The organism is Mammaliicoccus sp. RAM2 (genome assembly GCF_045897195.1).
Taxonomy (GTDB): Bacteria; Bacillota; Bacilli; order Staphylococcales; family Staphylococcaceae; genus Mammaliicoccus; species Mammaliicoccus sciuri.
This window is the reverse complement of record NZ_JBJNWI010000001.1, coordinates 372,727-384,834: the sequence shown is the minus strand read 5'-3', so window position 1 is coordinate 384,834 and position 12,108 is coordinate 372,727. Positions and strand designations below refer to the sequence as shown.

The following is a 12,108-nucleotide window of genomic DNA, read 5'->3' as shown; positions in this document are numbered from 1 at the left end:
ATAATGGGGTATATTTTAAGCTAATATAATTTTATAGAAAACATGAGGAGATAACAGTGAAAAATAAAATTAAAAATACATTCGATAAATTAGTTAAAAACGGTCAACTTGAAAAAGGATTACACAAAGCAAACGATATGTATAAAAAGAAAAGTGGAAAAGACTATTCGAAGTATATAGACAAAGGCATGGATAAATTAAAGAAATAATACAAAATTTTGCGATGTAAATTTGTATATGGTAAATTAGCTCTACTTAACATTTATATAGAACTTTAAATCCTATCTAGCAGAAAAACTAGGTAGGTTATTTTATATGCATCTCAATAGTGTACAGTGATATGAAAATTGTGTTATGTTAGCTTTAAAATATTTTTGGAGGTTTGTATATGAAACAATTAGGTTTTAAGCAAGTTGATGTATTCGCGAATGGACCATTTAAGGGAAATCCTGTTGCAGTGATTTTTGATGCTGATGACTTAACAGATGAACAAATGAAAGATATAGCTAGTTGGACTAATTTATCTGAAACTACTTTTGTTTGTAAGCCTGAAGATGAACAAGCAGATTACAAATTAAGGATTTTTACTCCTAACAATGAATTGTCTTTTGCTGGTCATCCAACCATTGGATCTTCTTATGCAGTATTACAAAATGGTTTAATATCTAAAAACAAAGGTTATCTTGTACAAGAATGTGGAGTTGGTTTAGTAAAGATAGATTATACGGAAGAAAAAACATATTTTAGCTTACCTAAACCAAAAATTAGTGATATAGAACTAAAGCAACTAGATGGAATAATAGATAGCTTAGGTATAAATGGTGAAGATGTAATTCACTCTAAAAAAGTTAACATAGGAGCTGAATGGCTAACTCTACATATAAAAAATTCTAGTATTGTTAAAAGAATTGAACCTAATTTTGAGCAAATGAAAAATTACATATACGAAGGAACGACTGGTGTAACGATTTTTGGTGAAAACGAAGATGATAAAGATACAACTTTTGAAGTTCGATCATTTGCACCTAACGAAGGCGTAAATGAAGATCCTGTATGTGGAAGTGGTAATGGGTGTGTTGCAGCAGTGAATGAACTATATGGTTTGATAGTAAATAAAGAGTACTCCAATTCACAAGGAGAATGTATAAACCGAAATGGCAGAGTTTATATTAAGCAAGAAGATGGATTGAAACTTGGTGGAATTTCAAAAATCGTAATTGATGGAAAAATTAGAATAGAGAATTAAAATTTAATGAATAGGATTATATTTGCTTATTTTATAAAAGTGTAGTATTACTATATATAAGCACTTTTTAGTGCTAGTATTTCTTAATACAACTTCCAATACTTGCCCTTTCACTTTATGTGATGGGGTTTTATGATATATTTAATTAGGTGGAAGAGGTTTAACTATATAAGAGGCAGACTGCTACAGGCAGCATCCTCTTTTTTAATCTTCTAATATCTCATCTATATCTTCAATTTCTTTTACATCTACTATCTCTTCTTCAATAATCGAATCTAATCTTTTGCTAATCTCATCTTCAGACCAACCAGTTTCTTTAAGTGGCTTACTAATTTTCATAATATATTCTCCTTAGTGTGTTAGTTAATTATACACTATATCAATTAGATTAATATAGTTTTTAAAATATCTCAATAATAAAAACTATTTATAATTTTAAAATATTCATTGTAGCTATATACATTTTGTGCATAATTGGTATATAATGTAAAAAGTTGATGTGATAAAATTTTAAAGGAGAATACATATGAATTTTAAAGGTTTTGAAATTCAAGTAAACTATAAAGGAAATTATGATTTTTTTACTAGTGATAATAAAGCACTTATTCTTAATCAAGATGGTGAAATATCTATATCGTTTAAAGTAATTGGTGATAGTATTTCAATTACTAGTACAAATTATGATACTGAGATTATTATTGATACAGCGAATAAAAAAGTTGAAATAAATATTCCTGATCCATTGGAATTTGAGTAAGTTAGAAAGATTAGCCCACCATAATTGGTGGGCTTTTTTTATGTATTTTTAAAAATTAACATAAAATGTATGATTAATATAGAAGGACTTCAGGAGGTGTTTTAAGATGAGTAGTTTTATAAAAAATGTTATTAAAATTATAATTCTTATTTTAATGATAATAGTTTTAGTTTCTTTTGTTCAAGGTAATATAAATACAGTAATTTTCGGGATATTTTACTTTGTTTTTATTTTTATTCTAATTTATATTGATAAATTTAGCCAAAGGAGAAGATAGTAATGAAAAAGTTATGTCTAAGTATCGTAGCAACTTCTGTTTTGTTAAGTACCTTAAGTACGGGATTACATAGTGCAAAAGCTCAGGTAACACCTATTGAAGAAAAAACTTATATTCAGGGTAATATAATCTCTTCACAAAATATTAATGATGGAACAACATACTATGTTAAAGAAGAATTTACTGGAGATTACTCAGTTGAGACAAAAATATATAAAAATAATACCGCGACAGCTAATTCTCAAAAAGATATTGTATTGATGGCTAAAATGAAAGCAAAATCGTACAATCAGGAAAAGCATGGAGTGGTAGTAATAAAGCTAAAAAACTTACTATCGGTGCATTAGCCATTACTATAGCAGCAATTACAAAAGTACCTGCAACTTATGCATGGGTAATTAATATCGCGAATTTCTTTTATCAAAGTACAGCGAGAACAGTTTATTATAAAGCTGTTCCTTATAGAGATGCAAATAGTTCTAAATATAGACCAACTGTTATGACTAAATATACTTTTTATAATGATAGGGCTCATAAGAAGAAAATGGGCGCTAGAAATGTAGTTTTCAGACCATAATAAGTATTATATTTTTTTATGAAAAAGAATGGATCAGAATATAAATTATAGTTTTTAGTAATTTTATTATACGAACAAATATTCTGATTTTTTGAAGTAAATTTATTCTCTCAAGTGTCAAATATGTGTCAATTGAGTTATGATTAGTGATATTCTTTACAAAGTTAAACTCTTATAAACGTTGTACTTACAACGTTTTACTACCATTTACATATTCTATAAAAGGACGTCGTCTCCAATATATAGCCTATAACCCTTTATGCCTCAGTAAAACCCTCTCAACCGCAATGGTTGAGAGGGTTTTTGTCTTATTATTATGTACTTGTGTTTAATTTTTTAAATTTACTTTTGTAAAAAGTTACCAATACTAATGATAACCAAGATAGAATAATCACTATTTTAATAGACCAAATAATATGTGCATTATTAATATATAAGCTTGCCAATGAACTTACATTTGTAAATATTATAAGACCTCCAACACCTATTGCAAGGACACTAACTGGAAGTGATTTTACTAACCAAGCAGATATAGGAGCAGCTACTACGCCACCTAAGCTTAAGGATAATACTAAAATCCAATTGATTGATGACCAATCTAAAAATATTAAAAATCCTATCGAAGAGGCTACGGTAACAAAAAATTCACTTGCTGAAACTGTACCAACAACGTACCTTGGTTCTATTTTTTTACTTGATAATAACATAGGTGTGTTTACTGGTCCCCAGCCACCACCTCCAATTGAATCAAGTAATCCAGCTACTGCAGCTTGTGGTACTAAAACAAAATTAGATATCTTTTTTACACCAGTAATTTTTGGTTCATCTGGTTTATTTTTAAATAGAAATTGGTAAATGATATAAATACCTAAAGATAATAAGAAAATTGAGATAAATGGTTTGATGAAATCACCATTAATATTACTTAAAAAGAATGCACCTATAAATGCAGCAATTGAACCAGGGATAGCAAGTTTCAAGACTGATGGCTTGTGGACATTTTTAAATTTTAAATGTGATGTTCCAGCTGCGGCAGTAGTTAAGATTTCGGCAAAATGGACTGTTGCTGATGCTATAGCAGGGGCAACTCCAAATGTAAGTAACACTGATGCAGATGAAGCGCCATATCCCATTCCAAGGGAACCATCTACTAATTCTGCTAAAAATCCAGCTAAAGCAAATATAATAATTTTATTCATGTAATAGCCTCCAGTTAATCATTAATTATATTAATCCTATCTGTTTACTAAGGATTAGTATAAATAGTATCTTTTATTTATATTTATGTCAATAATAAATATAGATATGTTAGATGTAGATATTTATAAACTATTTAAAGTATGATGTATTTACAGTTAAATTTACTATAGTAAAACCCCTCTCAACCGCAATGGTTGAGAGGGGTCTGGCCAAACAATTATATTTAACACAAATATTTCGATAAAAAGAATTATAAATTTTAATTTTCTACTATACATATTGTTCATTATGATTATCTATAACGGAACATATGTTGCTACGAAATATATTCATGTTTTAACAATGCCATGATATATGCATCTTTGTATTTACCTTTTGTATAAAATTGTTCTTTAAGTAATCCTTCTATATTGAAACCTTGAGATTCGTATATATGAACTGCTTTTTCATTATCTGTATCAACATATAAATAGATCTTATGCATGTTTAATATATCAAATGCATAGCTCGTTGCTTTTTCGAAAGCAAATTTAGCATATCCTTTACCATTAAACTCTGGTTTAATAATTATTTGAATTTCACAATTACGATGAATATAATTAATTTCGACTAATTCTACTATTCCCACAACTTGATTCTCATCTTCTACAATAAAACGTCTTTCAGATTCGTCTAACAAATGCTTATCAAATAAATATTGAAGTTCTGTTAAAGATTCATAAGGCTCTTCAAACCAATAAGACATGATTGAATATTCATTGTTCAATTTATGGACAAATGGTAAATCACTAACTTCTAGTGCTCTAAGTTTCATATTAACACTCCTATATTTTTCTATTTCTAGTTTAACGAATGATTATAATCATTAGCAAATATATAGGGAATTTAATTTTTTTGATTCTCTTTATTTAAATGTAATCTATTAATGTAGCTATATCATTGTCAGTTGTTGACCAACTTGTAGCGAAGCGAACTATTTTATGGTTATGATCGTATTTTTCCCATTGTGAGAATTTAACATGTTGGCTCAGTTGTTTGATTTTGTCATTGTGCATTACAAAAAATTGCTGATTCGTAGGTGAGTCTAAGTATAATTGATACCCTTTGTTAATAAAGGCTTGTTTTAATTTTAACGCCATATCTATCGCGTGTTTGCTGATTTTAAAGTATAAATTGTCAGTAAATAGTTCTGTAAATTGTACGCCTATTAATCTACTTTTAGCTAACAATGCGCCATGTTGTTTGATTAATGTCGTAAAGTGTTTAGGTTCGTATTGATTTGTGAATATAATAGCTTCACCACATAATGCACCAATTTTAGTTCCTCCAATATAAAAGATATCTGCAATGTTAGCAATATCCTCTATCATTAAATCTGCTTCTTCACTTGCTAATCCATACCCTAAGCGAGCGCCGTCTATATATAATGGTATATCGTAAGATCTACAAACGTTGGATAACTCTGTGAGTTCTTGTTTACTATACAATGTGCCATATTCGGTAGGGTATGAGATGTAAACCATTCCAGGGTATACCATATGTTCATGATTGGCATCTTCATAAAAAGTCTCAATATAGTCTTTAACTTGTTGAGATGATATTTTGCCAAGAGTTGAAGGAAGTGTTAATACTTTATATCCACTGTGCTCTATTGCGCCAGCTTCGTGAGTACTTATATGTCCAGTGTCGGCGGCGATTACCCCTTCATATGGTTTAAGTACTGAATTGATAACGACTTGATTAGTTTGAGTACCGCCTACTAGGAAATATATAGAAGCATTTGGAGATTTTATAACTTCTTTAATTTTATCTTTAGCTTCTGCAGTAAATTGATCATTTCCATAACCAGATCCTTGTACATAATTAGTATCGATTAATCTTTGTAAAACCTTCTCATGCGCACCAGCTAAATAATCATTTTCAAAAGAAATCATTTAATTATTCCTCCAATTTAATGTGTTTATTTAAAATATTTTCAATATTATTCATTGAATCTTGAAGTTCTTTAATTTCGTTTTCATCTAAGTCCTTAATTAGTTCTTGAATCTTATCATCTGACGCTTTCTCAACATACTCATTTAACTTCACACCTTCATTTGTTAATGAAAGGTAAAAATATCTATTATCCTGTTCACTACGTTCTCTATAAACTAAGTTTTCTTTTATAAGCTTATTAATAATTCTACTTAAGTAACTTTTATCAATATTAAGTATTTTACAAAGGGATTGAGCAGTAACTTTATCGTGTCTTCCAATTTCACCTAAAGTTCTCATTTCAATTAATGAATATTTTAATTTAAATACATTATTATCGAATATCCCTAGGACTCTAGTGTAGTAACGATTAAAATGTCTAATATCTTTGATAGCCAAAACGTCCACTCCTTAATAGTTGAATTATACAACTATATAAGCATAAAATTAATAGTTGATTTTGTCAACTATTATATGAGCATTGAATAATTTAAGATTAAAATAAATAGAAAACTTGTAAGTTATTTAATTACTGATGTATTTATACTGTGTAATCATATTAAATTTTAAAAATTAAATTTAGTGCTTTCATTTTTGAGAAAATAGGTTATTATTATAGAGAATATGAAACTATTTAAGAAATATGTAATGGGAAAGAATACTGCTTTTTAGTTCTTCAATATAAAAATATATTACATGGAGGAAAGCGGAATGGATGAAATGCAAAAAAGGGAATGGGAAGAATTCCAAAATTACAAGAAAAATAAAGGGAAAAATAAAAAGAGATGGTTATGGGGTTGTGGCGGTTTCTTAGGTATTTTTATTATTTTAGCAATAATTTTTGGGGCATGCTCAATGATGTTCAGTAATGTAGATTTTGAAAGTAATAGGAATAATACGAATACGACTACTAAAAAGTCAGATGATGTAGATGAAAATAATAATGACACAAATGATGATTTATCAGATAGTAACAATGATAATGAATCTGATTCATCAAGTAATGATAATAATGATGATGATGTGAGTAGAGAATTTAAAAATGCATTAAAAAGCGCACAAGATTATCAAGAATTTATGCCTATGTCAAAAGCTGGTTTATATGATCAACTAACTTCAAGTGCGGGTGACCAATACCCTGAAGATGCGGCTCAGTATGCCATTGATAATTTAGATGCAAATTATAAAGAAAATGCATTAAAAAGTGCTGAAAATTATCAAGAATTTATGCCTATGTCTGACAAAGAGTTATTTGATCAATTAACTTCTGATGCGGGTGATCAATATACACAAGAAGAAGCACAATATGCGATAGATAATATTGAAAATCATATATCAGATGAAGATTCAGATGATGAAGATACTGACGATGAATATGATACTGTCACACGTAGTAATGTAATGGACATAGTAGAAGACTATGAAGGAAGTACATTAGATACTAATACTTATACGTATAGAGAACCTGAAAAGAGAGATGACGGAAGTTGGGGATTTGCATTTTATACTAAAGACGATGAACTTGCAGGTTCATATATAGTAGATGAAGATGGCATTGTCACTAAATATGATGAAGATGGTGTAGAAGAATAAATTGAATTTGTATGATTAATAAAAAAGTCCTAGCTAATTTGATTAGTTAGGACCTAAAAAAATAAAAATATAAAAGTAATAGCTCATCAAATAGAGATGGGCTATTTTTATAGTTATATATTATAAAATTTAGTAGTTACTTTATTAATTATGTATTTACTTTCATTAGATATAGTAATTGTATATTTTTCATCAATGATTTCTAGAACTCTGATAAATTCATTATTAAGTATGATTCTTTGATCAAAAAAATCTTTACTAAGTATATTATTTAGTATATTTTCTCTATATGAATTTAATTTAGTTCTTGAACCTTGGTATTTCGACCAATCTCCTAGACTATTAGGCTCTTCACTAATATCTAAATACCATAAATAACAAAGAATATTAGCCATCATATTAATGGAGTAATTAACATAATGAAACTCTTCTCTTTTTTCTCTTTTATAAGTTTCAATTAGATAAGCTAAATATTTATTTCTTATATAAACTATTCTTTCTGGTGAAATAGTCACAGTTTTATTTGCCTGAATTTTAATTTGTGATAAAAATTCATTATCATCTTTTAAAATATAGATATTATTCATCCAAATACTTGGTGTAAGTTCATATTTATAGAAAATAAACACATCTATTTTTAATAAATCATCTAAATGTAAAACAGAAAAGTTACTTGTTTTTTCTTCTATAAATAATATGTTTTCAAATAAATCAATGAACTCGCATATGAATTTTTCTCTCTTAGCATACTCATTTATAACAATCCTTAAATCTATATCTGAATAGATATCAGAATCATTCCTTGCAAGACTGCCTCCATAAAATGCTGCAAGTATTTCATCTTTTTTATTTATATAATGGTCTATCATAATTTTGTATTTTTCCACCATAATCGCATCCATTCATCTAGTAAATTTAAAAATAAGATCTTTAAAAGTAATTTTACATTAGAATGGTAAAGCAAGCTATAAGATTACTTTGATAAAACAAATTATAAAAGAATTTAATAAAAGTAATGTAAGATATATAGAATTTTATTATTTTAGTGTATCATTATTATATAGTAAGAGAATTATGATATATAACTAAGGAGTGATAAGCATGGGATGGCGTCGTTGTCCAAGATGTAATTCAGGTGCAGTTATTGAACAATCTAGTAGTTGTTTAGGTTGTTTAGTAGGGGTTAGTATTGTATTTGTCTTGATGGTTATTTTTGGATCAATAGTATCTGGTAGTTTTAAAAGTAGTCCTTTTAGTACTACATTTTCTATAATGTTTTCTCTTTTAATACCAGCTTTCTTTTTCTACATAAATATTAAGTTTGGTTATTCTCTATATTGCAAATCATGTGAACTACATTTTAAACCTAATAAAAAATAGTAATATAAAACTTAAATTTATAATATACATTATTCTGTTTGAGCAATTTTAAAATTCTAATAACAGTAATAGAAAAGTCGTTTCTAAACAACTAATATCATCATATGATATTGGTTGTTTTTTATGAAAAATAATAGGGATTCACTGACTATAAATGAATTTTAATCTTTTTAATAATAGTGAATAGTAAATGTTGAAAATACAATTTAGTGCTATTAAAATTGTAAAAAATAGGTATTGTAGATTGTATATAGGGTAAAGGAGCAATGTGGAATGGATAAGGGAAATCAAAGAATTGAAAGTGGAAATTGTTGGCTTTACGCACTTTTAGGTTGTTTAGGTGGAATTATGATTGTAATTACAATTGTTGGTGTGATTTTAATTCTTTTTTTCTTTGCTATAGATGAAGAGATTAATGAAAAAGAGGAAGTGCATATAGCTCGTAAAGAAATTTCGAACAAGATTTATGAATTAGGTGATACGGTTAAGAATGATGGAGTAGAAATAACATTGGTTAAAGCTGAATTTGTAAAGCCTACTGATGATCTAGATTTTCCACCGAATAATGGTAAAGCTTTGAAAGTTTATTTCAAATTTAAGAATAATAATGATGCACAAGTACTAATTCAAAATGATGGTTTTAGCATGAAAGTTAATGGAGAAAACTATCAAGAATGGTTTGGTAATAGTGATAGGGCAGTTGGTTTCTCACATCAACTAAATAAAGACAATACAGGTTCTGGATATATCGTATATGATGTACCTGATAATGATAAATATACTTTGGAAATGAACTTTATGCCAAACATAGAGCCGACTCAAGCAAAATGGGAAATAAATAGTTCGAGTATTTCTACGGTGAATAACACATCTAATAAATATACAGTAGAATCTTCTGATATTGAACAATAGTAGAAGCTTATGGTTATAGTTGTTACTCATAGAAAGGAATAACATGTCGGACTATGAGATTTTAATGATAGTCTTTACTGTCATTGCTTTAGTCATGATTAAAGAAAACCAGAAAAACATCACTAACTTTGGTCGAGTTTGATGGTTACTTTAGCAATAATTAAATCAGCCACTGTCTTTTTAACGTACTCACTTGGGTGATGCACAATATGTGTGTCACCTTTTTTCTATATAAATATTATTATATTTCATTTATGTTGTCTGTTTCAATTGATAAGTGAAAGATGTAGAAAAATAAATATAAAAAGTATATACTAATCAATTGTAATTAGATTATAATCAAGTTAATAACATTTTACTTATATAAGGGGGAGAAATATGAAAAAGCTAATTGTTTTATTTTTAACATCATTACTAATTTTAGGAGCTTGTGGAGAGAAAAAAGAAGAATCAATATTAGATCCTGCACCAAAAGAAGCGAAAAAAGACAAGAAAGAAACTAAAAAAGAAGATAAAGAAAAGAATGATTCAAAAGACAAAGAAACAACTAAGGAATCAGAACCTAAAACAGAAGAAGAGTCTACTGAAGAAAATATAACTAATGAACAACAGGTCACAGAAGAAGTAAATACTACAGAACAACCACTTAAAGAACAACAAAGTGTTGAACAGCCAGTTGAACAAGAGCAAGTTTCACAGAATCAGTATAGTCAAGCTAATGAATTGAATGATTTTTGTGCTAATGCCTATCCTGAAATACCAGAACCATGTAGAACACCTGCTATTGAAGAAGCTGGAAAACAAAAATATGAAATGGAAATGCAAGCAATGGAAGATAGAGATAATGGCGTAATTTCTGAAGAAGAAAGTATGAGAAGACAAGAAGAAGCAACTCAAATTTTAGTAGATGCTCAAAGAAGTGAATTTGGTCGACCAACTAATTAAAAAATAAATTTTTATAAAATATCTGATTAACAAAAGTCCTAGCTGAATAGTTAGGACTTTTTGTTAAATAAATGACTTTAATTTATTTATAAAGATATTAAAGGATTTCTTAGTAACATTCATACGTACTGAAAATCCGGATTCAGTAGCCATATTCATGTGATTTAATCCAGAATCAAAATTTATATATATACCTAATTCTTTCTTATTTAATTGAATAATTGTAAACCAAAAATCTGGTTCATTAAAGAAATAGTCTGGAGAATTATTGGTGAAATTACTAAGTTTTAAGTTTTGAATATCATCCTCGAATAAAAGGATTTCTTTTTCAATACTAGTATTTTCATAATTTATTATCATCTTGAAAAAGTTATATTTTATATCATCGATAGTTATAGACTTAATGTGTTCAAGTGATAATAGTATATTATTTACTTTAAAATCAATATCCTTTAATGTTATAGAGCTCATAACAATATTTAATACTCCTTTCTGAAAAAGTTTAACCGCTTATAAAATTTGTAAAAATATGTATAACTACTCTTCCTATTATATAATAATCTTATGAGTTTGAAATAAATTAATAGCTCTTAATGAGATAACCTATTGGGGGTGCTACTTTTGACAAATAAAGAATATGTTGAATTTTATATAGATTGGTATTGTATGTTTTATGACTTGTATGAATATGAAGTGAACTTTGGATCTGGCTTATATGGAGATTTTAGAAAAGAATTTCAGCCATATTTTCATATGATTCGAAATGATGTAGAGCATACTAGTTTTTTCGGTGTTAATAAAGAGCAGTCAGAAGAACGGGTAAAGAAAATAAAAAACAATACTAATCATTGTTTATATGAGTTGTATCACATATTAAAAGGCAAAAAAATATATGATTTATTATTTGACCCAAAAGAACATTTTATTGAATTCCAAAGTAACCAACCAAGCTATTGTAATAGAGTATTACATGATTTAGTAAATGATTATTTCAATAGCGAACCTTATTACCCTTATTCTGAGATACTGAATGTACCTGTAACAGATGCAGATCAGGAGATTATTGATGCGTTTAGAAAAGTTTTTGCAGGGGTCGATGTAAAGACTTATCTTTCCATAGATGAATATACGAATAAAACATTTGAATTACATATTACTTTAGATAAAGAAGACGAGAGTCGCCAGAAAATTGAAGATTATGAAAAGGAAAATAATATATTATTATAAGTATTTTCCTAACTATAGAT

At 27.8% G+C, this 12,108-nt stretch carries 16 protein-coding genes; 9 read left to right on the top strand and 7 right to left on the bottom strand.

Annotated elements, in window-relative coordinates; genetic code table 11:
- The first annotated feature begins 56 nt into the window (after window positions 1-56).
- Both ACJTHF_RS01955 and ACJTHF_RS01950 read left to right on the top strand, forming a co-directional pair.
- The gene (locus ACJTHF_RS01955; RefSeq protein ID WP_075577747.1) at window positions 57-209 is read left to right on the top strand and encodes an Rv0909 family putative TA system antitoxin; all 153 of its coding nucleotides are present in this window, start codon (window positions 57-59) and stop codon (window positions 207-209) included.
- 179 nt (window positions 210-388) lie between these two features.
- A complete protein-coding gene (locus ACJTHF_RS01950; protein WP_084755110.1) occupies window positions 389-1,246 on the top strand; it encodes a PhzF family phenazine biosynthesis protein in 858 nt (285 codons plus the stop codon).
- 204 nt (window positions 1,247-1,450) lie between these two features.
- On the opposite strand, the gene ACJTHF_RS01945 is transcribed toward ACJTHF_RS01950, so the two are convergent.
- Window positions 1,451-1,585 (bottom strand): hypothetical protein, encoded by a 135-nt coding sequence (locus ACJTHF_RS01945; protein ID WP_255200998.1) that lies wholly within the window; start codon window positions 1,583-1,585, stop codon window positions 1,451-1,453.
- A 187-nt stretch (window positions 1,586-1,772) separates the two neighbouring features.
- Between ACJTHF_RS01945 and ACJTHF_RS01940 the strand changes: the two genes are divergently transcribed.
- Window positions 1,773-2,003 (top strand): hypothetical protein, encoded by a 231-nt coding sequence (locus tag ACJTHF_RS01940; RefSeq protein WP_048539894.1) that lies wholly within the window; start codon window positions 1,773-1,775, stop codon window positions 2,001-2,003.
- 279 nt (window positions 2,004-2,282) lie between these two features.
- Window positions 2,283-2,627 (top strand): hypothetical protein, encoded by a 345-nt coding sequence (locus tag ACJTHF_RS01935; RefSeq protein WP_232156573.1) that lies wholly within the window; start codon window positions 2,283-2,285, stop codon window positions 2,625-2,627.
- A gap of 544 nt (window positions 2,628-3,171) precedes the next feature.
- Here the strand turns inward: ACJTHF_RS01935 and ACJTHF_RS01930 are convergent.
- The 4 genes from ACJTHF_RS01930 to ACJTHF_RS01915 form a co-directional block, all read right to left on the bottom strand.
- Window positions 3,172-4,056 carry a sulfite exporter TauE/SafE family protein gene (locus ACJTHF_RS01930; RefSeq protein ID WP_058591596.1) on the bottom strand — a complete coding sequence of 295 codons (885 nt, stop codon included), beginning with the start codon at window positions 4,054-4,056 and terminating at the stop codon, window positions 3,172-3,174.
- Between the two features lie 317 nt (window positions 4,057-4,373).
- Entirely contained in the window at window positions 4,374-4,871 is a 498-nt protein-coding gene (locus tag ACJTHF_RS01925) for a GNAT family N-acetyltransferase (protein ID WP_048539890.1), read from the bottom strand.
- Between the two features lie 94 nt (window positions 4,872-4,965).
- A complete protein-coding gene (locus tag ACJTHF_RS01920; RefSeq protein ID WP_232156571.1) occupies window positions 4,966-5,991 on the bottom strand; it encodes a threonine aldolase family protein in 1,026 nt (341 codons plus the stop codon).
- A gap of 4 nt (window positions 5,992-5,995) precedes the next feature.
- The gene (locus tag ACJTHF_RS01915) at window positions 5,996-6,430 is read right to left on the bottom strand and encodes a MarR family winged helix-turn-helix transcriptional regulator (RefSeq protein WP_142254866.1); all 435 of its coding nucleotides are present in this window, start codon (window positions 6,428-6,430) and stop codon (window positions 5,996-5,998) included.
- A 312-nt stretch (window positions 6,431-6,742) separates the two neighbouring features.
- Between ACJTHF_RS01915 and ACJTHF_RS01910 the strand changes: the two genes are divergently transcribed.
- Window positions 6,743-7,624 (top strand): Ltp family lipoprotein, encoded by an 882-nt coding sequence (locus ACJTHF_RS01910; RefSeq protein WP_232156569.1) that lies wholly within the window; start codon window positions 6,743-6,745, stop codon window positions 7,622-7,624.
- A 113-nt stretch (window positions 7,625-7,737) separates the two neighbouring features.
- Here the strand turns inward: ACJTHF_RS01910 and ACJTHF_RS01905 are convergent, their stop codons facing one another.
- On the bottom strand, window positions 7,738-8,526 hold the full coding sequence (locus tag ACJTHF_RS01905; protein ID WP_407812515.1) for a nucleotidyltransferase domain-containing protein: 789 nt from the start codon (window positions 8,524-8,526) through the stop codon (window positions 7,738-7,740).
- 199 nt (window positions 8,527-8,725) lie between these two features.
- Here ACJTHF_RS01905 and ACJTHF_RS01900 point away from each other — a divergent pair, with 199 nt between their 5' ends.
- From ACJTHF_RS01900 to ACJTHF_RS01890, 3 genes are all read left to right on the top strand, one after another.
- A complete protein-coding gene (locus tag ACJTHF_RS01900) occupies window positions 8,726-9,004 on the top strand; it encodes a hypothetical protein (RefSeq protein ID WP_078355546.1) in 279 nt (92 codons plus the stop codon).
- A 273-nt stretch (window positions 9,005-9,277) separates the two neighbouring features.
- Window positions 9,278-9,916, top strand: coding sequence for a DUF4352 domain-containing protein (locus ACJTHF_RS01895; RefSeq protein ID WP_078355547.1), 639 nt, complete (start codon window positions 9,278-9,280; stop codon window positions 9,914-9,916).
- Between the two features lie 378 nt (window positions 9,917-10,294).
- Entirely contained in the window at window positions 10,295-10,861 is a 567-nt protein-coding gene (locus ACJTHF_RS01890; RefSeq protein WP_232156565.1) for a hypothetical protein, read from the top strand.
- 63 nt (window positions 10,862-10,924) lie between these two features.
- On the opposite strand, the gene ACJTHF_RS01885 is transcribed toward ACJTHF_RS01890, so the two are convergent.
- Window positions 10,925-11,332 (bottom strand): hypothetical protein, encoded by a 408-nt coding sequence (locus ACJTHF_RS01885; RefSeq protein ID WP_232156564.1) that lies wholly within the window; start codon window positions 11,330-11,332, stop codon window positions 10,925-10,927.
- Window positions 11,333-11,482: 150 nt separating this feature from the next.
- On the opposite strand from ACJTHF_RS01885, the gene ACJTHF_RS01880 reads away from it, so the two are divergent.
- Window positions 11,483-12,088, top strand: coding sequence for a hypothetical protein (locus ACJTHF_RS01880; RefSeq protein WP_078355550.1), 606 nt, complete (start codon window positions 11,483-11,485; stop codon window positions 12,086-12,088).
- The last annotated feature ends 20 nt before the right edge of the window (window positions 12,089-12,108 follow it).

Coding starts and splice junctions, on each gene's coding strand:
- ACJTHF_RS01950 (WP_084755110.1), top strand. CDS start 389: ATGAAACAATTAGGTTTTAAGCAAGTTGATGTATTCGCGAATGGACCA.
- ACJTHF_RS01945 (WP_255200998.1), bottom strand. CDS start 1,585: ATGAAAATTAGTAAGCCACTTAAAGAAACTGGTTGGTCTGAAGATGAG.
- ACJTHF_RS01940 (WP_048539894.1), top strand. CDS start 1,773: ATGAATTTTAAAGGTTTTGAAATTCAAGTAAACTATAAAGGAAATTAT.
- ACJTHF_RS01935 (WP_232156573.1), top strand. CDS start 2,283: ATGAAAAAGTTATGTCTAAGTATCGTAGCAACTTCTGTTTTGTTAAGT.
- ACJTHF_RS01930 (WP_058591596.1), bottom strand. CDS start 4,056: ATGAATAAAATTATTATATTTGCTTTAGCTGGATTTTTAGCAGAATTA.
- ACJTHF_RS01925 (WP_048539890.1), bottom strand. CDS start 4,871: ATGAAACTTAGAGCACTAGAAGTTAGTGATTTACCATTTGTCCATAAA.
- ACJTHF_RS01920 (WP_232156571.1), bottom strand. CDS start 5,991: ATGATTTCTTTTGAAAATGATTATTTAGCTGGTGCGCATGAGAAGGTT.
- ACJTHF_RS01910 (WP_232156569.1), top strand. CDS start 6,743: ATGGATGAAATGCAAAAAAGGGAATGGGAAGAATTCCAAAATTACAAG.
- ACJTHF_RS01905 (WP_407812515.1), bottom strand. CDS start 8,526: ATGGATGCGATTATGGTGGAAAAATACAAAATTATGATAGACCATTAT.
- ACJTHF_RS01900 (WP_078355546.1), top strand. CDS start 8,726: ATGGGATGGCGTCGTTGTCCAAGATGTAATTCAGGTGCAGTTATTGAA.
- ACJTHF_RS01895 (WP_078355547.1), top strand. CDS start 9,278: ATGGATAAGGGAAATCAAAGAATTGAAAGTGGAAATTGTTGGCTTTAC.
- ACJTHF_RS01890 (WP_232156565.1), top strand. CDS start 10,295: ATGAAAAAGCTAATTGTTTTATTTTTAACATCATTACTAATTTTAGGA.
- ACJTHF_RS01885 (WP_232156564.1), bottom strand. CDS start 11,332: ATGAGCTCTATAACATTAAAGGATATTGATTTTAAAGTAAATAATATA.